This window comes from Micromonospora parva (genome assembly GCF_040649675.1).
GTDB lineage: Bacteria > Actinomycetota > Actinomycetes > Mycobacteriales > Micromonosporaceae > Micromonospora > Micromonospora parva.
In genome coordinates, this window is record NZ_JBEZFX010000004.1 from 263,316 (window position 1) to 289,168 (window position 25,853).

A 25,853-nucleotide genomic window follows, 5' to 3' on the forward strand; every position below is an offset into this window, starting at 1 on the left:
GGAGCCCGCTGGCGCCGTCGGCGGGACAGCCATGACGTCCGGCAGGTAGGTTCCGCCGGAGACCTTCACCGCTGGTACGCGACGCCGCGACCGGCCCGGCCCGCCCGGAGTAGCTTCAGTGACTTCACCCCGCACCACCAACCTGAGCCTGGTCGACACCGACCCGGCCGAGCTCGCCGTCGACGCGATCGTGATCGGCGTGCACAGCCAGACCGGAGAGCAGGGCGCCACCAGCGGCCTCGCCGGCACCCTGCTGCTCGCCAGCGGCGCGGAGAGCATCGCGGCCGCGTTCGACGGCAAGCTGACCGAGACGCTCGCGCTGCTCGGCGCGACCGGCGGGCCGGGTGAGGTCATCAAGCTGGCCACCCTGGGCACCGTGACCGCCCCGCTGGTCACCGCGGTCGGGCTCGGCCCGGAGCCGTCGGGCGCCGCACCGGCCCCGGAGACGCTGCGCCGGGCCGCCGGTGCCGCGATCCGGGCCCTGGCCGGCGCGCGCACTGTCGCGCTCGCGCTGCCGCTGCCGGATGACGCGGACGCGTCGGCCGAGCTGCGGGCGGTCGCCGAGGGGGCGCTGCTGGGTGGGTACCGGTTCGCCGGGTACAAGACCCGGCCCCAGCCGACCCGGCGGGAGCCGGTGGCCGAGGTGCTCATCGCGGTGCCGGACGCCGGCGACGCGAACGCCCAGGCGGAGGTCGCCCGAGCGCAGGCGGTGGCGGGCGCGGTCCGGCTCAGCCGGGACTGGGTGAACACCGCGCCGAACCAGCTGCGTCCGCCGTCGTTCGCCGACGCGGTGGCGAGCGCGGCGCGCGAGGCGGGTCTCGACGTCGAGGTGCTGGACGAGGCGGCGCTGGCCGCCGGCGGGTACGGCGGCATCGTGGCGGTCGGGCAGGGCTCGGAGGCCCCGCCGCGGCTGGTGAAGCTGACCTACACCCCGCAGGGCGGCGGCAACGGCAAGCGGGTCGCGCTGGTCGGCAAGGGCATCACCTTCGACACCGGCGGCATCTCGATCAAGCCGGCGCAGGGCATGTGGGAGATGAAGTCCGACATGGCGGGCGCCGCCGCGGTGGGCGCGACCATGCTGGCGATCGCCGCGCTGAAGCCGTCGGTGGCGGTCAGCGCGTACCTGCCGATGGCCGAGAACATGCCCTCGGGCACCAGCTACCGCCCGGGTGACGTGATCACCATGTTCAACGGCAAGCGGGTCGAGGTGCTCAACACCGACGCCGAGGGCCGGATGATCCTGGGCGACGCCATCGCCCGCGCCTGCGCCGACGGCACCGACTACCTGTTCGAGACGTCCACCCTGACCGGCGGCCAGGTCATCGCGCTGGGCAAGCGGGTGGCCGGCGTGATGGGCACCCCGGAGCTGTGCGACCGGGTGAAGGTGGCCGGCGACGCCGTCGGCGAGCCGGCCTGGCCGATGCCGCTGCCCGACGACGTCCGTAAGGGCATGGAGTCGGACGTGGCGGACATCTCGCAGGTCAACGCCGGCATGGACCGGGCCGGTCACATGCTGCAGGGCGGCGTGTTCCTGCGTGAGTTCGTGGCCGACGACGTGGCCTGGGCGCACATCGACATCGCCGGGCCGGGCTACCACTCGGGCGAGCCGACCGGCTACTGGACCAAGGGCGGCACCGGCGTTCCGGTCCGCACCCTGGTGCAGCTCGTCGAGGACGTCGCCGCCAACGGCTGACGCGACGGACATCGAGGGGGCCTCCGGTCGACGCCGGGGGCCCCTTCTCAGTACCGCTCGGGGCGGCGTTTGCGGCGCTCGTTGAAGTCGCGCATCCGCTGCGGGTAGCCCATCAGCCGGACGTCGTACACCGGGATGCCCATCCGGTACGCGAAGCGTCGCGCCCCGTCCGGCCCGTCGATCCGGCGGCGGGTCCACTCCCCGTCGTCGGCGATCAGGATGACGGTGGTCTCCGTCACCGTCGTCCGCGGCTCGATGAACGCCTCGACGCCGCGCCGACTCCGGATGAAGTTCTCCAGATGGTCCAGATCGCCACGATCGGCGGCACGGTCACGGCTCGGCACAGCCGCCTGTTTGCGGCGCCGGAACAACCCCACCGGATCTCTCCCCCACCGTGCGTCATCGACAACGGTGCCAAGGGTACGTGTCGATGACGTGTCGTTGGGCACCTCAGTACGCACCCTGTGCTCAGTGGTGACAAGATGACCGAGGTGGGGTGTGTCCGTGTTACACCCCTGTGACCCCCGATGCAGCGACGCGACCTGGGAGTTGGACGTGAGCGAGCCGAACGAAGCGACCTTCGACATCGTCATTCTCGGAGGTGGCAGCGGCGGCTACGCGACGGCCCTGCGCGCCGCCCAGCTTGACCTCTCCGTCGCCCTGATCGAGAAGGGCAAGCTCGGCGGGACCTGCCTGCACAACGGCTGCATCCCGACGAAGGCCCTGCTGCACGCGGCGGAGATCGCCGACCAGGCCCGCGAGTCGGAGCAGTTCGGCGTCAAGGCCGAGCTGATCGGCATCGACATGGCCGGCGTGAACTCGTACAAGGACGGCGTGATCTCCCGCCTCTACAAGGGCCTGCAGGGCCTGGTGAGCGGCTCGAAGAACATCACCTTCGTCGCCGGCGAGGGCAAGCTGGTCGGCAAGAACGTCGTCGAGGTGGACGGCAAGCGCTACACCGGCCGCAACATCGTCCTGGCCTCCGGCTCGTACGCCAAGAGCCTGCCCGGCCTGGAGGTCGACGGCGAGCGGATCATCACCAGCGACCACGCGCTCACGATGGACCGGGTGCCGTCGTCGGTGATCGTGCTCGGTGGCGGCGTGATCGGCGTCGAGTTCGCCAGCGTGTGGAAGTCCTTCGGTGTGGACGTGACGATCGTCGAGGCGCTGCCCCGGCTGGTCGCCGCCGAGGACGAGGAGTCGTCGAAGGCGCTGGAGCGGGCGTTCCGCAAGCGTAAGATCAACTTCAAGGTCGGCAAGCCGTTCGAGAAGGTCGAGAAGACCGACAACGGCGTCAAGCTGACCATCCAGGGCGGCGAGACCGTCGAGGCCGAGCTGCTGCTGGTCGCCGTCGGTCGCGGTCCGAACACCGCCAACCTCGGGTACGAGGAGCAGGGCGTCAAGATGGACCGCGGCTACGTGCTGACCGACGAGCGGCTGCGTACCAGCGTGCCGAACGTCTACGCGGTCGGTGACATCGTGCCCGGCCTCCAGCTCGCCCATCGCGGCTTCCAGCAGGGCATCTTCGTGGCCGAGGAGATCGCCGGGCAGACCCCGGCCGTGATCGACGAGGCCGGCATCCCGCGCGTCACCTACTGCGACCCGGAGCTGGCGTCGGTCGGCCTGACCGAGGCGAAGGCCAAGGAGCAGTACGGCGCCGACAAGGTCACCGCCCTCAACTTCAACCTGGGCGGCAACGGCAAGAGCCAGATCCTCAAGACCACCGGTTTCGTGAAGCTGGTCCGGGTCAACGACGGCCCGGTGGTCGGCGTCCACATGGTTGGCGCCCGGGTGGGTGAGCTGATCGGTGAGGCGCAGCTCATCTACAACTGGGAGGCGTACCCGGCGGAGGTCGCCCAGCTCGTGCACGCCCACCCGACCCAGAACGAGGCGTTGGGCGAGGCGCACCTGGCCCTCGCCGGCAAGCCGCTGCACTCGCACGCCTGATCATCCAAACCGCGGCGTCCGGCGACGGGCGAAGATCCCACCAGGGGAATGAAGGAGTCTCAGAAAATGCCGGTATCGGTCACCATGCCCCGGCTCGGCGAGAGCGTCACCGAGGGCACCGTCACTCGCTGGCTCAAGCAGGAGGGCGACACGGTCGAGGTTGACGAGCCCCTGCTCGAGGTCTCGACCGACAAGGTCGACACCGAGATCCCGTCGCCCGCTGCGGGCGTGCTGAGCCGGATCGTGGTCGGCGAGGACGAGACCGCCGAGGTCGGCAGCGAGCTGGCCGTCATCGCCGGTGAGGGCGAGTCGACCGGCGGTGGCGAGACCGCCGGGCAGGAGCAGGCCCCGGCCGAGGCGGTCGAGCCGGCCGCCGAGCCGACGGCCGCCGCCGAGGGCACCGCCGACGAGGTCGCCCAGGACGAGGCCCCGGCCGAGGAGCCGGCTCCGGCCGCCACCTCGTCGGGCGAGGGCACCCCGGTGAAGATGCCGGCCCTGGGTGAGAGCGTCACCGAGGGTACTGTCACCCGCTGGCTCAAGCAGGTCGGCGAGACCATCGAGGTCGACGAGCCGCTGCTGGAGGTCTCCACCGACAAGGTGGACACCGAGATCCCGTCGCCGGTCGCCGGCACGGTGCTGGAGATCAAGGTCGCCGAGGACGAGACCGCAGCGGTTGGCGCCGACCTGGCGATCATCGGTGCCGCCGGCGGAGCCCCCGCCCAGGCCAAGCCGGAGCCGAAGCCCGAGCCGAAGGCGGAGGCCAAGCCGGCGCCGAAGGCCGAGCCGAAGCCGGAGCCGAAGGTCGAGGAGCCGACCCCCGGCATGTCGTACAACGAGCCCGCCGCGGAGACCGAGAGCTCGGCGCAGCCGGCCAAGACCGAGCAGGCCGCGCAGCCGGCCGCTGCCACCTCGACGCCGCCGCGTCCGTCCGCCCCGGCGCCGGGTGGCGGCGAGGAGGCCGCCGGGTACGTGACTCCGCTGGTGCGCAAGCTCGCCAGCGAGCACGGCGTCGACCTGGCCGCACTGAACGGCACCGGCGTGGGTGGCCGGATCCGCAAGCAGGACGTCCTCGACGCGGCCGAGAAGGCCAGGGCCGCCAAGGCCGCGCCGGCTCCGGCGGCACAGCCGGCCGCCGCGCCGTCGGCGCCCGCACCGAAGCCGGCCGCCAAGCCGCAGCCCAGCGCGAAGCGGGGCACCACGGAGAAGCTCCCGCGGATCCGGGCGACCATCGCCAAGCGCATGCAGCAGTCGCTGCACGAGACGGCGCAGCTCACCACTGTCGTCGAGGTCGACGTCACCAAGGTCGCCAAGCTGCGGGCCCAGGCCAAGGACTCGTTCCTGGCCAAGCACGGCGTGAAGCTGTCCTTCCTGCCGTTCTTCGCCCTCGCCGCCATCGAGGCGCTGCAGACCCACCCGATCATCCAGGCCAGCATGGACCTGGACGGTGGCACGATCACCTACCCGGCCGCGGAGCACCTCGGCATCGCCGTGGACACCGAGCGCGGGCTGCTCGTGCCGGTCATCCACAACGCCGGTGACCTCAACATGGGCGGCATCGCCAAGCGGATCGCCGACCTGGCCGAGCGCACCCGGAACAACAAGATCACCCCAGACGAGATGGCCGGGGCGACCTTCACGCTGACCAACACGGGCAGCCGGGGCGCGCTCTTCGACACGCCGATCGTGCCGTCGCCGCAGTCGGCGATGCTCGGCACGGGCGCCGTGGTGAAGCGTCCGGTCGTGGTCAACGACCCGGAGCTGGGCGAGGTCATCGCGGTCCGGTCGATGGTCTACCTGGCCATGTCGTACGACCACCGCCTGATCGACGGTGCCGACGCGGCCCGCTTCCTGACCGCGGTCAAGGAGCGGCTGGAGGGCGGCAACTTCGAGTCGGAGCTGGGCCTGGCCTGATCCGCCTGAACGCCGAAAGGGCGCCCCGGTCGTCGACCGGGGCGCCCTTTGCGTGGGGCTGCTCAGCCCTTGAGCAGGGCGGTCGAGACCTGCCAGAGTCGCTCGGCGGCCTCCGGGTCCAGCGCGTACTCGGCGACGCCCGTTCGCCCACCGGGCTGGGCGGGGGCAGCCTGCTGACAGTCCTCGAAGTAGCGCCCACCCACCTCGTCGAGCAGCGGTGACGCGGCGACCAGCACCGAGGTGGCGGCGCCCTGTTCGACGGTTTTCCAGGCCGCCGCGTTGCCCGCCCGCATCCGGTCCAGTTCCTCCTTGCTGACGTAGCGCTGCAGGTTGGTCTGGATCGCGCCGGGCATCAGCGAGTTGGTGTAGATGCCGTCGTCGGACCAGCGCCGGGTCGCCTCCACGGCGAAGAGCACGTTGGCCGTCTTGGACTGCCCGTACGCCTGCCACGGCTCGTACTCCCGGTTGTCGTACTGGATGTCGTCGAAGACCACCGGTGAGCGCAGGTGGGCGGCGGAGCTGACCGAGACGATCCTGGCCCCGTCGGCGGCCGCGAGGGTCCGGTGCAGCCCGGTGGCGAGCGCGAAGTGCCCCAGGTGGTTGGTGGCGAACTGCATCTCCCAGCCCTGCGGGGTCCGGGACAGGGGTGCGGCCATGATGCCGGCGTTGTTGACCAGGATGTGCAGCGGGCCGTCCCAGTTGGCCACGAAATCGGCGATCGAATCCTGGTCGGCGAGGTCGAGGGGGGCGACCAGGACCCGGTCGTTGCCGGTGGTGCCGGTGATGTCGTCGGCGGCCTTCTGCCCGGCGTCGGGGTTGCGGACCGCGAGGGTGACCTCGGCGCCGGCGCTGGCCAGGGCGCGGGCGGTCTCCACACCGATGCCGGAGGACCCGCCGGTGACGACCGCCCGCCGCCCGACGAGGTCCACGCCCTTGATCACGTCCATCGCCGTGGAGTGATGAGCGAACGGAGTGCTGATCGGATTGTTCGTCGTCATTGTCCATCCTTGTCCGGGTGGGGCGGACCGGCCGGCCCGCTGCGGGAGGCCGCGGTCCCGGTGTTTCCCCGACCCGGGCCGGAGGTAACGCGGGACCCGTCGCCATCGCCGTTCGACCCTCCGACCAGCCCGAACGCTGCCAGAGTTGGGACGTGGGCGGCTACCGGCGGGGTGGACAGCTGGGACCGGCCGTGCCGATCGCTCCCGGGGCCCGGGTGGACAAGTTCGAGGTCTTCTTCGATCTGGTCTTCGTCTTCTCGTTCTTCATCATCACCCGGGCGACCGCGGCGAACATCTCCGGACGGCAACTGCTGCACGCCGCCCTGGTGCTCGCCGTGCTCTGGTGGATCTGGGTGGTGCACAGCCTGGTCGCCACCCGGGTCCGGCTCGGCGAGGGCTACGTCCCGGTGCTCATGGTGATCGCGATGGTCGCCCTGTTCGCGTTCGCCCTGGCGCTTCCGCAGGCGTTCAGCGACCCGAAGGGGAGCGCCGCCGGCCCGATGCTGGTGGCCATCAGCTACGTCGTGGTCCGGGCCGTGCACATGATCCTCTATCAGCATGTGGTGCGGGACAGCCCACAGGAGCGGCGGCAACTGCGGCGGTTCGCACCGGAGCTGACGGTGAGCATCGTGCTGTTGCTGGCCGCCGCCCTCATCCCACCGCAGATCACCGACCCCGACCAGGCCGCCATGGTCCGCGACGGGCTGTGGATCACCGTGGTGGTGGTGCAGTATGCGACCGGCTTCATCGTCGGGACCTGGGGCTGGGGGGTGACCAGCGCCGAGCACTGGACGGAACGCTACGACCTCATCCTGATCATTGCGCTGGGCGAGTCGATCATCTCTACGGGGGTGGGCGGCAACCTGCTCGGCAAGCCGGTCACCTGGCCGGCGGTGGCCGCCGCCGCGCTCGGCATCGTGGTCACCGCCGCCCTCTGGTGGGCGCACTTCGACTTCATCGGGCCGGCCGCCCGGATCGCCCTGCACGCGGCGGAGGGTGCCCCCCGGGTGGCGATGGCCCGCGACGCGTACGCGTACCTCTACCTGCCGATGATCGCCGGGGTGATCCTCTTCTCGATCGGCAACGAGGAGATCCTCCACAAGATCACCGACCCGGCCGGCGGGATCGCGGAGAAGGTCGAGGGCCCGGCGGTGCCGATGCTCTTCGGCGGGCTGATCTGCTACTTCGCCGTCAACCTGCTCTTTCAGTTGCGCACCCTGCACACCGTCACGTGGACCCGCATCGGTGTCATCCTGGTGCTCAGCGCTGCCCTCCCGGTCGGCCAGCACCTGCCAGCGCTGGGCGCGCTCACCCTCGCGACAGTGATCTGCGTGGCGCTGGTGGCCGTGGAGGTGATGGTCATGTCGAAGTCCCGGCACGCGTTGCGGGCCGCCGTCTTCCAGGAACGGACCAGCCACGAGGCTCACGAGGCCGGCTGGCGGGCGCGCTGGCACGACGTCCGGGAGACCGACGAGCCGACCACTCCGTGACCACTGCCGCTCCCCGGCGCGGGCCGCCGCCGGCCGGTCCGATCGGGATAGACTCCGGCGCAGCGTCGCGGTGCACCCGGCACGAAGGCCGCCGTGGGCATGGAGGCGCGGGGACAGCATGGGACTCACGTGCACCCAAACGGTTCACCGGCCGACCGGCTCGCCGCCGTCGGCAATCAAATGATCGAGATCCACCTCTGGCTCAGCGCGGAACTGGCCCGGCTCAGGGCCGACCTCGGCACCCCGTCACGGCACCTGCGGGCGCACTGCCTGACCTTCTGCGCCGCGCTCGGGCGACACCACACCGGCGAGGACGCGGGCGCGTTCCGGCTGCTGGCCGAGCAGGTCCCCGAACTGCGCCCGGTCATCGACAACCTGATCACCGACCACGAGGTGGTGGCCGGGATCCTGGAGCGGGTCGAGGCGTTACTGGCCGGCGGCGACGCGGTGCCTGTCGAGCAGGTGCGCGGTGAGCTGGACGGGTTGGCCGCCCTGCTCGAATCGCACTTCCGCTACGAGGAGAAGCGTCTGGTCACCGCCCTGAACGCGCTCACCGGTCGAGCCGGGACAGCCGAGGAACTCCTCGGCCTGACCGCGCCGCCCGGCTGAGCCGTGATCGACTCCGGAGCGCCGATGTGGCGGTGTCACCGACCCCGGGACGCCGCCACACCGGCGCGACTGCCGGGCCCTGCCACCGTCACGTCGGCGGCGGGCCGGGCAGCCGCTCGTAGTAGCGGATCTTCTCCCGAAGATGCTCGTACTGGCGCTGGAGCAGGCCCATCTGCTCCTCGACCCGCACCGCGTGGGTTCGCAGCAGTGCACAGCGCTCGTCGACGGTGTGGTCACCGTCGCGGGCCAGTTGCGCGTATCGGCGCATCTGCGCGATCGGCATCCCGGTGTCGCGCAGGCACCGGAACAGCTCCAACCAGCCGAGATCGTCGTCGGTGAAGACCCGCTGCCCGCCCGCCGTCCGCTCCACGTCGGCGAGCAGGCCGATCTTCTCGTAGTACCGCAGGGTGTCCAGGCTGAAGCCGCTGCGGCGGGCGGCCTCCGAGGGGGCGTAACCGCTCATGTCGCGAGATGCTAGTGCTTGACCTGGAGCGCGCTCCAGGTTGGAGGCTGGTGCCATGACGACGACACGGACGCTGGGACGCAGCGGCATCACGGTGAGCGCTATCGGAATGGGATGCTGGGCCATCGGCGGCCCGCTCTGGGGTGACGACGGGCAGCCGTTCGGCTGGGGTGAAGTGGACGACGCCGAGTCGATCCGCACCATCCACCGGGCGCTCGAACTCGGGGTGACCCTGTTCGACACCGCCAGCAACTACGGCGCCGGACACAGCGAACGGATCCTCGGTCAAGCGGTGGCCGGGCGACGGGACAGCGTGGTGATCGCCACCAAGTTCGGCAACGTCAGCGAGGAGAGCACCCGGCGGGCGCTCGGCACCGACGCCAGCCCGGCCTTCGCGGTGCGCAGCCTGGACGACTCGCTGCGCCGGCTCGGCACCGACTACGTGGACCTCTACCAACTGCACCTCAACGACCTGCCGGTGCCCGCCGCGCTCGATCTGGTCGACACCCTGGAGGGCCTGGTCGACCAGGGCAAGATCCGGGCGTACGGCTGGAGCACCGACGACCCCGCCTCGGCGGAGGCGTTCGCGGCTGCCGGCCCGCACTGCGCCGCGATCCAGCACGACGAGTCGGTGCTGCGCGACAACGCGGCGGTGCTGGCGGTCTGCGACACACACGACCTGGCCAGCCTCAACCGTGGGCCGTTGGCGATGGGGCTGCTCACCGGATCGACCCGGGCGGTCGGGACGGACGACGTGCGCGGACGGGCACCGGAATGGCTGGAGTGGTTCACCGACGGCCGGCCGACGCCGCGCTGGGCGGCCCGGGTCGACGAGGTCCGCGCGGCGCTCACCGCCGACGGGCGCACCCTCGCGCAGGGCGCGCTCGGTTGGCTGCTGGCGCGCAGCCCCCGTACCGTGCCGATCCCCGGCCTACGCACGGTGGCCCAGGCCGACGAGAACCTGGCCACCCTGGAACTGGGCCCGCTGAGCTCCGAGTCGTACGCCGAGGTGGAGCGACTGCTCGCCGACCTGCGCCCGGCCCCCGCGGCCTGACCACCGGGCCGGTCCACGCCCCGGGTGCCGTCACCGGAAGTCGTCCGCGTGCTCGGCGGCCCACTGCCGGAACGTGCGCCCGGGGCGGCCGGTCACCTGCTCGACGTCCGGGGCGACCCAGGCGTTGCCGTCAACGTACCGGCCCATCTCCAGGAACCACTCGATGACCTCCGCGGGATAGGTGTCCTTCCAGTAGTCCCGGGCCTGCTCCGGGGTCAGCTCGTCGAACCGCACCGGACGGCCGATCGCCTCGCCGATCATCTGGACCGCGTCCCGGCGGCGGACCGGCTCCGGCCCGGTCGGCTGGTACACCCGGCCGGCGTGGCCGTCCTCGGTGAGCGCGGCCATGATGACCGCGGCGATGTCCGCCTCGTGGACCAGGGCGCTGTTCCAGTCACCGAAGGGCGCCCGAACCACCCCCTCGGCCCGGATGGTGTGCGCCCACTCCCTGGTGTTCGCCATGAACTCGCCGGGAAACACGTGTGTCCACTCCAGACCCGAGGTCTCGACCGCCCGGTGCAGCGGCCGGTGCGGTGCCTCCAGCGGGTCGTCGTCGGCCCGGCTCGGATCGTTGTGCCCGAGGTGGGTGACCCGACGGACGCCAGCCTTCCGGGCCAGCTCCAGGATCTCCGCGCCGGTGGTCAGCGGCCCGTACCCATCCATCGCGACCAGGTGCATACGCGTCACGCCGCGCAGCGCCGGTGCCAGCGTGTCGGGCCTGGCGAAGTCGCCGGCCACCACCTCCACCCCGCTGGGCAGCGCGGCGGCCGCCGGTGACGCCGGGTCGCGGGTCAGTGCGCGTACGTCGTGGCCGGCGGCCACCAGTTGCCGGACCAGGCTGCCTCCGACGGTCCCGGTCGCTCCGCTCACCAGGATCGGCATGGTTCCTCCTCAGGGATCGCCCGACGGTGGGCACGGTGAGCCGACCCCGCCTTTCGGGGGTGCTACCGGATGGCTCATGGTCAGCCATATCGATGCGGGAAGCAATCGCGAACACCACGTTCACGTTTGCTCTGACCTGCGGAAACGCGGCAATCACCGAATACGCGCGGTAGCCTTTTTCGGCCGCTGGGAGGCCCGTTGACCTGCGTACTCCGCGCCGTATGGCGGGTCCCGCAAATTTCCTCGCCGGTCCGTCCCACAGCCGGTGACGTCGGCCGCCCCGCGCATCCGTCGGCGGCGTTCTGGACGAAGATGGGGGTATGCGGATCCTTCTGGCCGGCGCGTCCGGCTTCCTCGGCACCCGGCTGGCCGACCGGCTCACCGCCGACGGGCACCAGATCACCCGGCTGGTCCGTCGGTCGCCGCGCGACTCGCAGCAGCGTCAGTGGGACCCCGCCGCCGGGCAGCTCGACCCGGCAGTCGTCGCCGAGGCCGACGCGGTCGTCAACCTGGCCGGGGCGGGCGTCGGCGACAAGCGCTGGAACGACGACTACCGCCGGTTGATCCGCACCAGCCGGGTGGACAGCACCACCACGCTGGCGACCACCATCGCCGGGCTGCCCACCGCGGACCGGCCCCGGGTGCTGCTCAACTCATCGGCCGTGGGCTGGTACGGCAACACCGGCGACCGGGCGGTCGAGGAGGACGCGCCGGCCGGCGAGGGCTTCCTGGCCGACGTCTGCCGGGTGTGGGAGGCCGCGACCCGGCCGGCCGAGGACGCCGGGGTACGCGTGGTGCGGCTGCGGACCGGCCTGCCACTGGACCGCGAGGGCGGGCTGCTCAAGCCGCAACTGCTGCCGTTCAAGCTGGGTATCGCCGGCCGGCTGGGCAGCGGTCGGCAGTGGCTGCCGTGGATCTCGATGGCCGACTGGCTGGACGCGACCCGCTTCCTGCTCGACCACGACGACATCGCCGGCCCGGTGAACGTGGTGGGGCCGAACCCGGTGACGAACGCCGAGTTCACCCGTGAACTGGCCCGGCAGCTGCACCGCCCGGCGATCATCCCGATCCCCGCGCTGGCGCTCAAGGTGGTCCTCGGCGGTTTCGCCCACGAGGCCCTCACCAGCACCCGCGTCCTGCCCGGCGTCCTAGCCCGAGCCGCCTACCCCTACCAGCACCCCACGCTCCCCCAAGCCCTAAAAGCAGCCCTAAACCCCACCCCCTAACCCCCACCCACCCACCCACCCACCACCATTGGCGTTGATCAAGAGGTTTGCGTCAGATTCCGGCTTCCGGATGACGCAAACCTCTTGATCAACAGGGGCGGGGGGGTGGGGCTTCGCCCGGCCCCACCCTGGGTGGTTCGGCCCTCGGCAGAAATCGGCGGTCAGGGGGCCGGCGTGGGCCGAAGCTGGACCGATGGCGACTTTCTCCCTCCAGGCCACCCCGACCGACGCGGCGAGCTGGGCCGAGCTGGCCCGCCGGGCCGAGACCGCCGGCTTCGACGCCCTGCTCGCCGCCGACCACCCTGGCGACGTGACGTCACCGTTCGTGGCGCTGGCCGCTGCCGCCCCGGTCACCTCGACGATCGGGCTCGGCTCGTACGTGTCAAACCTCGGCGTACGGGAACCGATGCTGCTCGCGGCCGACGTGGCCACCCTCGATCTGATCTCCGGTGGACGGGCCCGGCTCGGTGTCGGCGCCGGTCACACCCCGGCGGAGTGGCGCGCCGTGGGCCGGGAACGCCCCGACGTGGCCGGGCGGGTCCGTCGTTGCGTGGCCGTCGCCGAGGCGGTCCGCGCCCTGCTCGACGGCGCCCCGGTCACCGTCGACACGGCCGAGCTGACGATGCGCGAGGCGGTGCTGCGCGAACCCCGGCCGGTGCAGGAACGGATCCCGCTCACGATGGGTACGGCGAACTCGGCCCTGCTGCGGTGGGCCGGCGCGCACGCCGACGTGGTCGGGCTGACCGGGTTCGGACGTACCCTCGCCGACGGCCACCAGCATGAGGCTCGCTGGCGGACCAACCAGATCGAGGCGCAGCTGGCCTGCGTGGCCGACGGCGCAGCCGGCCGGGCCGACCCGCCGGCGCTGGAGGCGCTGGTGCAGACGGTGATGGTCACCGACGACGCGGAGGCTGCCGCCGCGGAACAGGCCCGGCGCAACGGCATGACCGTCGCCGAGCTGTTGACCACTCCGTTCGTGCTGATCGGCACGGTGGACGAGATCATCACGGCGGTCGCGGAGCATGAACGGCGCTGGGGGGTGACCCGGTTCGTGGTTCGCGAGGCCGCGCTGGAGCCTCTCGCGCCGGTCCTGGCCCGGCTGACCTGATCCCACGCTGACGCCCCCGTTGATCAAGAGGATTGCGTCAGATTCCGGCTTCCGGATGACGCAAACCTCTTGATCAACAGGGGCAGGGGTGGGGGTGGGGGTGGGGGGTCAGCAGCCGATCACCCAGTGGTTGGGGGCGGTTTGCTTGAGGGCGGTGGTGTAGAAGGTGTTGTAGAGGCCCATCCGCTGGTTGGAGCCGTTGGCGTAGGCGTAGCCGCCGGACTGGTACGCCCGACCGGCCGTCACGTGCGCGTAGTTGCTGGCCGTCACGCAGACCGGCGCGGTGGTCGGCGTGGGGGTCGGGGTAACGGTCGGGGTCGGCGTGGGGGTGGGGGTGGCCGTCGGGGTCGGGGTCGGGGTCGGGTTGGTGCCGCCACCGTTCAGACCGAAGAAGAGCGCGTCACGGTACGTCGAGCAGATGGTGTCCAGGAAGTACGCGGTGGCGGTGCCGCACTGTTCGGCTGCGGAGCCCGGGTCGACCGGGGTGCCGTGGCCCATCCCGGAGATCCGGTAGAGCCGCACGTCGTCGTTGCCGTACACCTCGAGGCTGGTGTTGCCGGGCAGCGACGAGGTGCTGGTCGGGGTCTGCGACACGCCCCGGACGTTGGTCCACTGGTCGCGGGACTCGGTGCCGTTGAGCGGGGTGACGGTGGTGTCCGAGGTGCCGTGCCAGATCGCCACCCGGGGGCGCGGGCCGGTGTAGCCGGAGTACGCGCCACGGACCAGGTCGCCCCAGGCGGCCGGGGTCTTGTCCGCACCCGGGTTCATGCAGCTGAACGCGTTGACCATGCTGGTGGCGCAGCGGTACGGGATACCCGCGATGATCGACCCGGCGGCGAAGACGTCCGGGTAGGTGGCGAGCATGACCGCGCTCATCGCCCCGCCCGCGGAGAGCCCGCTGACGTACACCCGGGAGCCGTTCACCCCGAAGTTCGCCTTGGCGTGGTCGACCATCTGCTTGATCGACAGCGCCTCGCCCTGGCCTCGGGTGGTGTCGCCCGCCTCGAAGAAGTTGAAGCAGGAGTTGGCGTTGTTGCCGGACGGCTGCTGGGCGACGATCAGGGCGAACTTCCACTGGTCGGCGTACTTCTGCCAGCCGGAGTTGGCGAAGTAGCCGGAGGCGTTCTGGACGCACCCGTGCAGCAGGACGACGGCCGGGGAGTTGGCCGGCAGGTTGTCCGGCCGGTAGGCGTACATGGCGAGGTTGCCGGGGTTGGAGCCGAAACCGGTGACCTGGGTGAGGGTTGCGGCCTGGGCGGGTGCGGCGATGGCGACCACGCCCGCGGCGGCGAGGGCGACCCCGGCGACCGCACCGAGCAGCCGGGTGAGGATGGACGAGGAGCGGCGCACGGCGGCCTCCTGAGGGGGCGGACTGTGAACTGGGTCACGGTCGAGTTGCCGAGACGTTACGACGGTGTGTCGCCGCCATGACATGGCGCACACTCACACATTCACGACGGACGCTGTGTACGCCGAACCATCGACGAGGCGGACCTAATCCGTCCCCAACGGTCCCGTCCTTGCAGGTCTGACCGGCCCGTCCAGGTCCGGTTGGTAACGTCCGCTGCGTGCCGTCCTCCCCGTCGCTGGCCACCGGGCCCGCACCCGCGTCACCGCCGCGCGCCGTCCGGAACCGCCGGGCCGACCTGATCGTCGTGCTGGTGGCGCTCGCGCTCGCCGTTTGGGTGACCAGTGGGCTGTGGCGGGACCCGAACGTGCGGACCATCACCGTCAACTCCAGTGACCAGGCGCTGTTCGAGTGGCTGCTCGCCTTCGGCGGGCACGCGGTCACCCACGGGGAGAACCCGCTCTTCACCTACCTGATCAACGTCCCGGACGGCGTGAACCTCGCGGTCAACACGACGGTCACCGTGTACGCGGTGGTCTTCGCCCCGCTCACGTACCTCATCGGGCCGCCGGCCACGTTCCTGGTGATCCTCACCCTGAACCTGCTCGCCACGGCGTTGGCCTGGTACTGGCTGCTGTCGCGGCACCTGGTCCGCAGCCACCTGGCCGCCGGGGTGGGCGCGCTGTTCATCGCCTACTCCCCCGGCATGGTGTCGCACGCCAACGCGCACCTGAACTGGACCGCCGGTTGGCTGGTGCCGCTGCTGATCTGGCGGCTGTTCGCGCTGCGCCGCCCGGGGCACTGGCTCCGCGACGGGGTGATCCTCGGCGTGCTGGTCGCGGTGGCCTTCTCGATCGCCGCCGAAGGGCTCTTCTTCACCGCGCTGGCGCTGGGCGTGTTCGTCGCCATCTGGGCGCTGCACCCGGCCAACCGGGCCGAGGCGCGCGCCGCACTGCCCAATTTCCTGCGCGGGCTCGGGGTGACCGCGGTGGTCGCCGGGGTGCTGTTGTCGTACCCGCTGTGGTTGCACTTCGCCGGGCCACAACGGTTCCACGGCACCGGCTTCGACCCGGTGATCCACTCCGAGGACATCGCGGCGTTCGCCGCCTTCCCGCGCCGCTCGCTGGCCGGCGAGGTCGGGTTGGGCACCTCGCTGGCACCCAACCCGACCGAGGAGAACTCGTTCTTCGGCATCCCGCTGCTGGTGCTCACAGTGGTCTGCTTCATCGCGCTCTGGCGTCGGGCCGACGCGCACCGCCGGGCCACCCTCTGGGCGTTGGGCGTCGTCGCCCTGATCTTCACGGTGCTCTCCTTCGGTCCGGTCGCCAAGGTCGACGGCCGACGCACCGACCTCCCCATGCCGTTCGACCTGCTCGGACAACTGCCGGTGGTGAATGCCGCGCTACCGGCCCGGCTGGCGCTGGTGGTCGCGCCGGTGGTGGGGCTGTTGCTGGCGTACACGATCGACCAGTTGCGCGCCGCTCCACTGCGGCACCGCTCCACGGAGCTGGCCTGGCTGGTCGGTTTCGTGGTGGCCCTGGCGCCGCTGCTGCCCACCCCGCTGCTGACCGACGAGCGGGAGCCGATCCCGGAGTTCATCACCTCCGGCACCTGGCGGGAGTACGTGTCACCCGACGGGGTGCTGACCCCGCTGCCGCTGACCGTGGACATCTACCCGGACGGCCAGCGGTGGCAGGCGTACGCGTTGTCGCACCGGCAGGGCGAGTTCGCCATTCCGGGAGGCTTCTTCCTCGGCCCCGGTGGGCCGGACGGCCGGGGCCGGATCGGTCCGGTGCCGCGCACCCTGAGCGCCCTGATGGACCAGGCCGGCCGGACCGGGCTGGTTCCCATCATCACCGACGGGTCGATCCGGGAGGTCCAGTCGGACCTGCGGCACTGGCGCATCGAGACGGTGGTGCTCGCCGACCAGGTGCACGGCGCGAAGTTCGAGGTGGACGAGGAGGCTCTGCGGCGTACCGCCACCGCCCTGTTCGGCGAACCGCAGCGGGTCGACGACGTCTGGCTCTGGCGGATCCCACCGGCTGACCGGTAGCCCCCGACCCCCTTGGTGATCTTCGCCGGTGAGGCGGCTCACCAGGGAAGATCACCCATGGCGGGACTAGGCTTGATGCCGTGACAACGACTACCCCCGGCCTGACGGCCGTTCGTGCCGGCCTGCTCGACTACCAGGCCGCCTGGGACGAGCAGCGACGCCTGCACGAGTCGGTGGTGGCTGGCGAGCGCGGCGACACCGTGCTGCTGCTGGAGCACCCCAGCGTCTACACCGCCGGCAAGCGCACCGAACCGTGGGACCGGCCGATGGACGGCACTCCGGTCGTCGACGTGGACCGCGGCGGCAAGATCACCTGGCATGGGCCGGGGCAGCTCGTCGGTTACCCGATCCTGCGCCTGCCCGACCCGGTGGACGTGGTGGCCTACGTGCGCCGGACCGAAGAGCTGCTCATCGACGTGTGCGCCGAGTTCGGGCTGAGCGCCGGCCGGGTCGAGGGGCGCAGCGGGGTCTGGGTGCCCGCCGACGACCGGGGGCCGGCCCGCAAGGTGGCCGCCATCGGCATCCGGGTGGCCCGGGGCGTCACCCTGCACGGCTTCTCGATCAACTGTGACTGCGACCTGACGTACTTCGACCGCATCGTGCCGTGCGGCATCCGGGACGCCGGCGTCACCTCGCTCACCGCCGAGCTGGGCCGCCCGATCGGCGTCGCCGACGTGCTCCCGGTGGTCGAGCGTCGGCTCTCCACCCTCGTCACGCTCTGAGCAGGCCCGGCCGCGCGCCGGGGTGACCGAGGGTCGGCCTATCCTCGGGCCAATGCAGATCGACCTCGTCACCGTTGTCGTCACCGAGTACGACCCCGCCATCGCCTTCTTCACCGGGGCACTCGGCTTCGAGTTGGCCGAGGACTCCCCGTCGCTGACCAACGACGGGCGACCGAAGCGCTGGGTGGTGGTCCGCCCGCCGGGCGGCGGCACCGGGTTGCTGCTGGCCCGCGCCGACGGCGAGCGGCAGGAGGCCGCGGTGGGCGACCAGACCCACGGCCGGGTCGGGTTCTTCCTCCAGGTCGACGACTTCGACGCCACGTACCGCCGGATGGTCGAGATGCACGTCGAGTTCGTCAAGCCGCCGCGCACCGAGCCGTACGGCAAGGTCGCTGTCTTCCGCGACATCGCCGGCAACCTCTGGGACCTGCTCGGCCCCGCCTGAGCCCCGCTGCCGGCCCACCCGATCGGATGGGCCGGCAGGGCAGCCCTACGGAGTCAGGCGGTGCAGGTCACGCGGGAACGCGGTGACCTCCCGGATGTTGGCCGCGCCGACCAGCCGGGCCACGAACCGTTCCAGGCCGATGGCGAAGCCGCCGTGCGGCGGCATGCCGTGCCGGAACGCGTCCAGATAGCCGGCGTACGGCTCGACCGGCTCACCCCGGGCCGCCAACGCCGCCAGGTAGTCGGCGTGCCGGTGCAGCCGCTGCCCGCCGGTGACCAGTTCCAGACCCCGAAAGAGCAGGTCAAAACCGTTCGAGTACGCGGGCCGCTCCGGGTCCGGGTGGGTGTAGAAGGGCCGCTTCGCCATCGGGTAGCCGGTGACGTAGAGGAAGTCCGACCCGTGTTCGCGGCGGGCCCACTCGCCCAGCGCCCGTTCGTGGGCGGGCGCGAGGTCCGGCTCGTCGGCGGGCGCGCCGGCGATCGCCAACGCCTCGGTGAAGTGCACCGCCGGGATCTCCGCCGGCACCTGCGGCGCGGTGACGCCGAGCGTCGCCAGGGCCCCGCCGGCCCGCTCGTCCACCGCGCCCAGCATGCCGGCCAGTGTGTCGCGCAGCACCCGCATCACGTCGGAGTGGTCGGCAACGAAGCCCAGCTCCGCGTCGAGCGACGTGTACTGCGCGAGGTGCCGGACGGTGTCGTGCGGCTCGGCCCGGAAGACCGGCCCCACCTCGTAGACACGTTCGAAGACGCCGACCATGAGCTGCTTGTAGAACTGCGGCGACTGGGCCAGGTACGCGGGCCGGCCGAACCAGTCCAGCGCGAACACGTTCGCGCCGCTCTCGGTGCTGGAGCTGACCACCTTCGGCGTGTGGATCTCCACGAAGTCGCGGGCGTCGAGCGCGGTCCGGAACCCGGCCACCGCGGCCGCCGAGATCCGCAGCGCGGCCGAGCGGGTGGGGTGCCGCAGCGCGGTGGGCGCGTGGTCCAGCTGGGTGGGCAGGCTCGCGGTGAGCGCCGGCCGGTACAGGTCGAACGGTGGCGGCGCGGCGGGCGGCCCCAGCGGACGTACCGTCGGGTCGGTCAGCTCGACCCCGGCGGGCGCGGTGCCGTTCGCGGTGGCCGTGGCGGTGACCTCGACAACCGTCTCCTCGGTGAGTTTCTCCAGTTCGGCGCGGACGGCCGGGTCGGTGACGACCACCTGGGCCAGGCCGGCGGCGTCCCGCACGATCAGGAAGGCCACCGACTTGAGCAGTCGGCGGCGGTGCACCCAGCCGGCGATCCGCACTGTCGTGCCGATGCTGGCGGGCAGGTGATGGGACAGGGTTCGTTGCATGGCGCGCTGCTCCTCGGTCGATCGCGACGCCGTCGCCGCCCGGGGGAAGCGATGCGTCGCATCAGCCCCAGGCAGGTGTGGGCGAGCGGGAACCTCGCGGTGCCACCACACCTTCACCCCCGCCGAAGCGGAGGCCTCGTTCGTCGCCTGATGACCGGGGCCAGCCGGGCGGGCTCTACTAGGCGTTTCGCCGTTCTGCCCGCAGCTCGGGAGGGTCTTCGCGCCCCGGCGCCAGACCGCCTCTCAGCACCGGCGGCTCTCTGCACTGGCGGGTCGGGACGCTACTTGGCTCCGTCATCGCTGTTGGCGGTGACCGTAGCAGCCGAATCCCGCTCGTGTGACGCACATTTTCGACACCCCGGTGTCCGGCGTCACAAGGTTTGGGGCGTGACGCCGGTCGCCTGACGCACATAGACACCTGCCGTCGGGCGTAGGCTCGTTTTCGTGACGATCGAGCACTCCGCGCCGACGACCGGCCAGGCAGCGCGCACCGCAACGGCGGCCCCCGAGGGGCGGCGCCTGCTGCGGATCGAGGCGCGCAACGCCGAGACGCCGATCGAGCGCAAACCGCCATGGATCAAGGTCAAGGCCAAGATGGGCCCGGAGTACACCCAGCTGCGCGGGCTCGTCTCGCGCGAGGGGCTGCACACCGTCTGCCAGGAGGCCGGCTGCCCCAACATCTACGAGTGTTGGGAAGACCGGGAGGCCACCTTCCTCATCGGTGGTGACCAGTGCACCCGGCGCTGCGACTTCTGCCAGATCGACACCGGAAAGCCGGCCGAGTTCGACGCCGACGAGCCGCGCCGGGTCGCCGAGTCGGTGGTCTCGATGGGGCTGCGCTACGCCACCATCACCGGTGTCGCCCGCGACGACCTGCCCGACGGCGGCGCGTGGCTGTACGCCGAGACCGTCCGGCAGATCCACGCCCTGCAGCCGGGTTGCGGCGTCGAGCTGCTGATCCCCGACTTCAACGCCGTCCCCGAGCAGTTGGCCGAGGTTTTCGGCTCCCGCCCGGAGGTGTTGGCGCACAACGTGGAGACCGTGCCGCGCATCTTCAAGCGCATCCGCCCGGCGTTCCGCTACGACCGTTCGCTGGACGTGATCCGGCAGGCCCGCGCCGACGGCCTGGTCACCAAGAGCAACCTCATCCTGGGCATGGGCGAGGAGCGGGCCGAGGTCTCGCAGGCGCTGCGCGACCTGCACGAGGCCGGCTGCGAGCTGATCACCATCACCCAGTACCTGCGCCCCTCCCCCCGCCACCACCCGGTGACCCGCTGGGTCAAGCCGGAGGAGTTCGTGGAGCTGCGGGAGGAGGCCGAGGAGATCGGCTTCGCCGGGGTGATGAGCGGGCCGCTGGTGCGTTCGTCGTACCGGGCCGGCCGGCTGTACCAGCAGGCCATCGACGCCCGCGCCGCCGCCTCGGTCGTCACCGTCAGCTGACTCCGCCGGCAACGCCGCGCGGCCGTTCGACGTCCGGGTGTCATGATCCTGTGATGACCGTCGGCGTACGCGAGCAGCCGCGCGGCGCGGGCGCGCCCCGCCCGCGTCCCGGCGCACGTGCCCGCCTGGTCGGTTGGCTCACCGGGTTGGCAGTGCTCGCCGGCGTGGGTTACCGGCTCTGGCTGCTGCGGCAGGCCGCGCCGCCGACGAACAGCGACGAGGCCACCATGGGGCTGGCCGCGCTGCACATCGCCCGGGGCGAGGGTTTCCCGATCTGGTTCTACGGCCAGCAGTACATGGGCACGCTGGAGGCGTACCTGGCCGCGCCGGTGTTCGCCGTGGCCGGTGGGCCGTCGCTGCTCGGGCTGCGGTTGCCCACGCTGGCCCTGTACGCGCTGTTCCTGCTGCTGGCCTGGCGGTTGACGCTGCGGCTGACCGGGGACCGGTGGTTCGGGCTGCTGATGGTCGTGCTGCTGGCCCTCGGCTCCGACCGGATCGTCAAGAACCAGCTGATCGCCGGCGGCGGCTACCCCGAGATGAACGTGGCCGCGGCGGCGCTGGCCCTGCTCGCCGTGGACCTGGCCACCGACCGCCCCGGGCCGTCGGCCGACACCGGGCGACCTGACGGCCCGTCCGCCGGGCGACAGGGCTGGCGGCTGGCGCGCTGGGCCACCTGGGGGTTCCTGGCCGGTCTGATGCTCTGGGTCGACCCGCTCGTGCTGCCGTACGTCGCGGCGACCGGGGCGGTCCTCGTCGCGTTCCGCCGCCGGGAACTGTGGGGTGCCGCCGGGGCGCTGCTCGGGGTGGCGGCCGTGCTGGGGGCGGCCCCGCTGCTGCTGCACAGCCTGCTGACCGGGCGCAACCCGCTGCACGCCGTGCTCGTGGCCAGCGGCGCGAACGCCAGCGCGGGCTGGGCGGACCGGCTGCACGGCGGTCTGGTGCTCGGCCCGCCGCTGGGCATGGGCTTCTGCGCTCCCGGCCAGTGCGCCACCTGGCAGCTGTGGTGGGCACTCGTCCTGCCGCTGCTGCTGGCCGTCGCCGCCGGCACCGCCTGGCGGGTCCTGCGCACCCCCGACACTGGCCCTGCCGAGGTCGGCCCCGGCGCGGTGTCGCCCCGGGTGGCGGCGGCGGTCCGGCTGGCGCTCGTGCTGGCCGCGCTGGCCACCCTCGGCGCGTACACCGTCAGCAGCGCCGCCGGGCTCACGCCGGTGGAGAGTTCCCGCTACCTGTCCTGCCTGCTCGTCTCCCTGCCGGCGCTGCTCTGGCCGGTGTGGACGGTGGCCCGGCGTGGGCTGCGACCGGCGGCGACCGGCCGGCACGGCGTCCGGTCGACGGTGGCCCGCTCGGTCGCGGTGCTGCTGCTCGCCACCACCGTGGGTACCGCCGCTCACGCCACCTGGCGGGCGACGCAGACCGTCGGGGCGACCCGGGCCGCCGAAGCCCGGCACGCCGAGTTGGTGAGCACCCTGCGTCAGCTCGGCGTACGGCACGTGCGCGCCGGTTACTGGACCTGCAACCGGCTCACCTTCGCCACCGCGGAGCGGGTGGTCTGCGCGGTCGTCGACGACAGCCTCCGCCCCGGGTTCGACCGCTACCCCGCGTACCGGCGGGAGGTGGACAGCGCGACGGCGCCGGCCTGGGTCGCGCCGGCCGGCTCGCCGCTGGCCGGGGTGCTCGACGAGCGGCAGCGGGTCGCGCCGGGCAGCCTCGACCTGGTCACGATCGAGGGCTGGCGCATCTACCTGCCGCGCTGATCCCGCAGCCGCTGTCAGCGCGGCGCGGCGGCCTCGGTGAGCAGGCCCAGGCGGTGGGCCAGGGCGGCGGCCTCCACCCGATTGGACACGCCCAGCTTCGCGATGATCCGGGAGACGTGCACGCTTGCCGTCTTCGGCGAGATGAACAACCGCTCGGCGATCCGGCTGTTGCTGTGCCCCTCGGCGACCAACCGCAGCACCTCCCGCTCCCGGGCGGTCAGCAGGTCCGCGCCGGCCCCGCCCCCGGCCGCACCGCGCAGGCCGACCCGCCGCGCCAGGGTGGTTGCCGCCTCGACCAGCGGCGCCGCGCCCAACCGCCGGCCGATCTCGGTGGCCTCGGTGACCGCAGCCGCCGTCTCGTCGCGTTCCCCGGCGGCGGCGGTCACCTCGGCCAGCGCGAGCAGTGCCCGGCCCAGCGGGTACGGCTGCCCGTCGGCCCGCCACGCGTCGACCGCCGCGCGCCACGCCGGCAGCGCCTGGTCGCCGACCGCGAGCAGCGCGCCGACCTGGGCGGCGTGCGCCCGGGCCGCCGGGTGCCGCGCCGGCAGGTCGGCGGCGAGCGTCGCCACGGCGGCGGCCAGCTCCCGGTCACCCACCCGGGCCGCGGTACGCGCGGCGGCGCTGAGCACCGGCCAACCCTCGCGGGGCAGCTGCGGCAGGCTCTCGTCGGTCACCGCGACGCGGGCCGCCCGGACCGCCTCGACCTTGTCGTCAGCGGCCAGCGCCGCCTCGATCGCCAGCTCGTGCAGGGGCAGCCGGTGGTTCGGCCACAGGTACGGCCGGTTGAGGAAGGTGAGCGCCCGGTCGACCAGTTCGTCGGCGCCCGGATGGGCGCGGGCCAGCCGCAGCCCGGCGCCCAGCTGGAGCCAGTGCAGCCCGGTCACACCTGACAGGTCGATCCGGGCGGCCTCCGCGCAGACCGCCTCGGCCTCGTCCCACCGGCCCAGCGCGATGAGCGCCTCGGCCCGGTTGGAGAGCAGGTACGCCCCGGTGGAGCGGCTGATCCCCACCCGACGCGCCTCGGTCGCCCCGGCCTCGGCGGCCTGCGCGGACTCGGCGTAGCGGCCCAACTCGCAGAGCATGTCCGACTCGAAGACCATGGCGAGCACCAGGGTGGGCGCGTCGCCGGCGGCACGGGCTGCGGCCGCCGCCTGGCTCAGCTCGGCCAGCCCTCCGGTGAGGTCCCGCTCGCCGTGGCAGAGCAGCGCGATCCGCGTCGACAGCAGGGCCACCTGCTCGCCGAGCGCCTCGGCGTCGGCGGCGGCCTCGGCTGCCACCCGGGCCGCCTTCTTCGGGTCGATCTTGACCAGGTGGGTGGCGATGTCGGCCAGCAGCCGAACCCGCTCCACGCCGGGCGGGCCACCGGCCGCCAGCCGGTACGCCTCGTCCAGCTCCCGGCTGCCGTCGCTCTTGCCGAGCAGGGCCATCAGTCGACCGCGCTGGTCCAGCAGGCGGGCGGCGCGCAGCGGCGCGGCGTCGGCGTCCACCTCGGCCAGTCCCGCCCGGGTCAGGGTGATGGCCCGACTGAAGTCGCCGGCGGTGACCGCCGCGTCCAGGGTCTGCTCCAGCAGCGCCAGGTGATCCATGCCGAGCAGGTCGGCGGCGTCCGGCACCAGCTCCCACAACTCCAGCGCCCGCTCCAGCAGTCGGCGCTGCTCGGCGTACGCGTACCGGTCGGCGGCGGCGCACGCGGCGGCTCGGGCGGCGACGAGGGCACGCGGGTGGTCGTGCGCGGCGTACCAGTGGTGGGCGATCTCGGCCGGGGCCCGGCCGGCGGCGACCAGGTGCGGCTGGGCCTCGATGGCGGCGGCGAAGCGGGCGTGCAGCCGGGCGTGCTCACCGGGCAGCAACTCGTCGTGCACGGCCTCGCGGACCAGCGCGTGGCGGAACTCGTAGTCACCGTCCGGGTCGGCCACCACCAGTTGGGCGGCGACGGCGGCGCGCAGCGCGTCCTCCAACTCGGCCTCGGGCAGCCCGGCGACCTCGGCGAGCAGGTCGTGGGCGAACCGGGTGCCGCCGGCGGCGGCGATCCGCAACACCCGCTGGGCCGGCTCGGGAAGCCGGTCCACCCGGGCCAGCAGCAGGTCACGCAGCGTCTCGGGGAGCGCCGCGCAGCCGATCGGGTCACCGGCGACGGCCAGTTCCTCGATGAAGAAGGGGTTGCCCTGGGTACGGTCGTGGACGTCGTCGACGGCACGGGCCAGCGGTTCGGCGCCGAGCAGGTCGGCGAGGATCGCGGCGGTGCCGTCGCGGTCCAGGCGGCCCAGCTCGACCCGCTCCACACCCCGGGCCCGGTCCAGCTCGGCGAGGAACGGCCGCAGCGGGTGCCCGCGCTGCAACTCGTCGGTGCGGTAGGTGCAGACCAGCAACAGCCGGCCCGGCCTCGCCGCCCGGACGAGGAACCCGATGAGGTCGCGGGTGGAGCGGTCGGCCCAGTGCAGGTCCTCGATGATCAGGACCAGCGGGCGAGCGTCGGCCAGCCGCTGGAACAACTCGGCGACCAGGTCGAACAGGTAGCCGCGCGGGGCGTCGCTGAGTGCGGCGGCACGCGGTGCGGCCAGCGCCACTGAGGTGCGGCCCAGCTCCGGCAGGAGCGGGGCGAACTCCGCCTCGTAGCCGGCGAAGACCTCGGGGCCGTCGGCGCGCAGCACCGCGCGCAACGCGGCGGCGAACGGGGCGAACGGCAGACCCGCCTCGCCCAGCTCCAGGCACTGGCCGACGAGGACCCGGGCCGCGCCGTCGGTGGCCCAGCCGGCGAACTCCTCCAGCAGCCGGGTCTTGCCCACGCCGGCCTCGCCGCCGACCAGCACCGTGGTCGGCTCCCCGGCCCGCGCCCGGCCCAGCGCGTGGCGCAGGGCCGCGGTCTCGCGGTGACGCCCGACGAGGACGGAACTGGCGGCGCGCACTGTCACGTGTTCGAGCATGCCATGGCGGGCGACCGGGCCGACCCCGCCGATCGGCCGGTGGCCGGGCGGCGGGGTCGGATCGGGTCGAGCGGGCACCCCATCAGGTGCCGTGAACGTGGCGGCCGCGGTGGAGGTGGCCGCCGCGCTGGGCGCGGTCACCGGCGGGCGTCGTCGGTGCGACCGGCCTGCCTGCGCCGGCCCAACCACCCTCGGCTTACCGGACGTGACAGCGACCGGGCGAGCCGGTCGGCGGCCGCGTCGGCGCGCAGCTCGGCGGCGTGGGTACGGTGCAGGGTGAGCAGGAAATCGCTGTCGTTGCCGAACATCTCGGGCTCCTTCGGGCGTCGTCGTCTTCTGCTGACGACTCTCCGCGCGAAGGCCCCACCCGGGCATGGGCACGGCGCCTCATCTTCCCCGCCCACAGCCTCCTTACCCGGCCCGTCCGGGCGCGTACGGCGACGTAAGGTACTCA

General features: G+C 72.7%; 21 protein-coding genes. 13 read left to right on the forward strand and 8 right to left on the reverse strand.

Translation table 11 applies throughout. The features are described from left to right. Positions 1-118 precede the first annotated feature (118 nt). Complete coding sequence (locus AB0C03_RS12430; protein ID WP_030337984.1) at positions 119-1,693, forward strand: leucyl aminopeptidase; 1,575 nt, start codon at positions 119-121, stop codon at positions 1,691-1,693. A 47-nt stretch (positions 1,694-1,740) separates the two neighbouring features. On the opposite strand, the gene AB0C03_RS12435 is transcribed toward AB0C03_RS12430, so the two are convergent. After that, a complete protein-coding gene (locus AB0C03_RS12435; protein WP_030337985.1) occupies positions 1,741-2,070 on the reverse strand; it encodes a hypothetical protein in 330 nt (109 codons plus the stop codon). A gap of 178 nt (positions 2,071-2,248) precedes the next feature. Between AB0C03_RS12435 and lpdA the strand changes: the two genes are divergently transcribed. Both lpdA and sucB read left to right on the forward strand, forming a co-directional pair. Beyond that, positions 2,249-3,640 carry a dihydrolipoyl dehydrogenase gene (lpdA, locus tag AB0C03_RS12440; protein ID WP_357636510.1) on the forward strand — a complete coding sequence of 464 codons (1,392 nt, stop codon included), beginning with the start codon at positions 2,249-2,251 and terminating at the stop codon, positions 3,638-3,640. Positions 3,641-3,706: 66 nt separating this feature from the next. After that, a complete protein-coding gene (gene sucB / locus AB0C03_RS12445) occupies positions 3,707-5,551 on the forward strand; it encodes a 2-oxoglutarate dehydrogenase, E2 component, dihydrolipoamide succinyltransferase (RefSeq protein ID WP_357636512.1) in 1,845 nt (614 codons plus the stop codon). A 62-nt stretch (positions 5,552-5,613) separates the two neighbouring features. Here sucB and AB0C03_RS12450 read toward each other — a convergent pair whose 3' ends face one another. After that, positions 5,614-6,549 carry an SDR family NAD(P)-dependent oxidoreductase gene (locus tag AB0C03_RS12450; RefSeq protein WP_030337988.1) on the reverse strand — a complete coding sequence of 312 codons (936 nt, stop codon included), beginning with the start codon at positions 6,547-6,549 and terminating at the stop codon, positions 5,614-5,616. 152 nt (positions 6,550-6,701) lie between these two features. Between AB0C03_RS12450 and AB0C03_RS12455 the strand changes: the two genes are divergently transcribed. Beyond that, positions 6,702-8,039, forward strand: a complete 1,338-nt coding sequence (locus tag AB0C03_RS12455) for a low temperature requirement protein A (protein ID WP_357636516.1) — start codon at positions 6,702-6,704, stop codon at positions 8,037-8,039. Between the two features lie 129 nt (positions 8,040-8,168). Beyond that, on the forward strand, positions 8,169-8,648 hold the full coding sequence (locus tag AB0C03_RS12460) for a hemerythrin domain-containing protein (RefSeq protein WP_357636519.1): 480 nt from the start codon (positions 8,169-8,171) through the stop codon (positions 8,646-8,648). 88 nt (positions 8,649-8,736) lie between these two features. Here AB0C03_RS12460 and AB0C03_RS12465 read toward each other — a convergent pair whose 3' ends face one another. Further along, positions 8,737-9,111, reverse strand: a complete 375-nt coding sequence (locus tag AB0C03_RS12465) for a MerR family transcriptional regulator (RefSeq protein WP_030337991.1) — start codon at positions 9,109-9,111, stop codon at positions 8,737-8,739. A 55-nt stretch (positions 9,112-9,166) separates the two neighbouring features. Between AB0C03_RS12465 and AB0C03_RS12470 the strand changes: the two genes are divergently transcribed. Beyond that, positions 9,167-10,165, forward strand: a complete 999-nt coding sequence (locus tag AB0C03_RS12470) for an aldo/keto reductase (protein WP_030337992.1) — start codon at positions 9,167-9,169, stop codon at positions 10,163-10,165. A 30-nt stretch (positions 10,166-10,195) separates the two neighbouring features. Here the strand turns inward: AB0C03_RS12470 and AB0C03_RS12475 are convergent, their stop codons facing one another. Beyond that, positions 10,196-11,047 carry an NmrA family NAD(P)-binding protein gene (locus tag AB0C03_RS12475; protein WP_030337993.1) on the reverse strand — a complete coding sequence of 284 codons (852 nt, stop codon included), beginning with the start codon at positions 11,045-11,047 and terminating at the stop codon, positions 10,196-10,198. Positions 11,048-11,367: 320 nt separating this feature from the next. Here AB0C03_RS12475 and AB0C03_RS12480 point away from each other — a divergent pair, with 320 nt between their 5' ends. Both AB0C03_RS12480 and AB0C03_RS12485 read left to right on the forward strand, forming a co-directional pair. Next, entirely contained in the window at positions 11,368-12,273 is a 906-nt protein-coding gene (locus AB0C03_RS12480; protein WP_030337994.1) for a TIGR01777 family oxidoreductase, read from the forward strand. Between the two features lie 193 nt (positions 12,274-12,466). Continuing rightward, positions 12,467-13,381 (forward strand): LLM class flavin-dependent oxidoreductase, encoded by a 915-nt coding sequence (locus tag AB0C03_RS12485; protein ID WP_030330064.1) that lies wholly within the window; start codon positions 12,467-12,469, stop codon positions 13,379-13,381. Positions 13,382-13,489: 108 nt separating this feature from the next. Here AB0C03_RS12485 and AB0C03_RS12490 read toward each other — a convergent pair whose 3' ends face one another. Continuing rightward, a complete protein-coding gene (locus tag AB0C03_RS12490) occupies positions 13,490-14,731 on the reverse strand; it encodes an extracellular catalytic domain type 1 short-chain-length polyhydroxyalkanoate depolymerase (protein ID WP_030330066.1) in 1,242 nt (413 codons plus the stop codon). Between the two features lie 218 nt (positions 14,732-14,949). Between AB0C03_RS12490 and AB0C03_RS12495 the strand changes: the two genes are divergently transcribed. From AB0C03_RS12495 to AB0C03_RS12505, 3 genes are all read left to right on the forward strand, one after another. Further along, positions 14,950-16,782 (forward strand): DUF6311 domain-containing protein, encoded by a 1,833-nt coding sequence (locus AB0C03_RS12495; protein ID WP_210865456.1) that lies wholly within the window; start codon positions 14,950-14,952, stop codon positions 16,780-16,782. 80 nt (positions 16,783-16,862) lie between these two features. Next, positions 16,863-17,504 (forward strand): lipoyl(octanoyl) transferase LipB, encoded by a 642-nt coding sequence (gene lipB / locus AB0C03_RS12500; RefSeq protein WP_210865455.1) that lies wholly within the window; start codon positions 16,863-16,865, stop codon positions 17,502-17,504. 52 nt (positions 17,505-17,556) lie between these two features. Then, complete coding sequence (locus tag AB0C03_RS12505; protein ID WP_030330073.1) at positions 17,557-17,949, forward strand: VOC family protein; 393 nt, start codon at positions 17,557-17,559, stop codon at positions 17,947-17,949. A gap of 45 nt (positions 17,950-17,994) precedes the next feature. On the opposite strand, the gene aspS is transcribed toward AB0C03_RS12505, so the two are convergent. Next, entirely contained in the window at positions 17,995-19,281 is a 1,287-nt protein-coding gene (gene aspS / locus AB0C03_RS12510; RefSeq protein ID WP_030330075.1) for an aspartate--tRNA(Asn) ligase, read from the reverse strand. A 444-nt stretch (positions 19,282-19,725) separates the two neighbouring features. On the opposite strand from aspS, the gene lipA reads away from it, so the two are divergent. Then, complete coding sequence (lipA, locus tag AB0C03_RS12515) at positions 19,726-20,721, forward strand: lipoyl synthase (protein WP_081883748.1); 996 nt, start codon at positions 19,726-19,728, stop codon at positions 20,719-20,721. 53 nt (positions 20,722-20,774) lie between these two features. Continuing rightward, on the forward strand, positions 20,775-22,475 hold the full coding sequence (locus tag AB0C03_RS12520; RefSeq protein ID WP_357636527.1) for a hypothetical protein: 1,701 nt from the start codon (positions 20,775-20,777) through the stop codon (positions 22,473-22,475). Positions 22,476-22,489: 14 nt separating this feature from the next. Here AB0C03_RS12520 and AB0C03_RS12525 read toward each other — a convergent pair whose 3' ends face one another. Together AB0C03_RS12525 and AB0C03_RS12530 are read right to left on the reverse strand one after the other, a co-directional pair. Then, positions 22,490-25,540 carry a helix-turn-helix transcriptional regulator gene (locus AB0C03_RS12525; RefSeq protein WP_357636529.1) on the reverse strand — a complete coding sequence of 1,017 codons (3,051 nt, stop codon included), beginning with the start codon at positions 25,538-25,540 and terminating at the stop codon, positions 22,490-22,492. After that, positions 25,537-25,707 carry a hypothetical protein gene (locus tag AB0C03_RS12530; RefSeq protein WP_167337283.1) on the reverse strand — a complete coding sequence of 57 codons (171 nt, stop codon included), beginning with the start codon at positions 25,705-25,707 and terminating at the stop codon, positions 25,537-25,539. Before AB0C03_RS12530 ends, AB0C03_RS12525 begins: the two co-directional genes overlap by 4 nt. Positions 25,708-25,853: the final 146 nt, after the last annotated feature.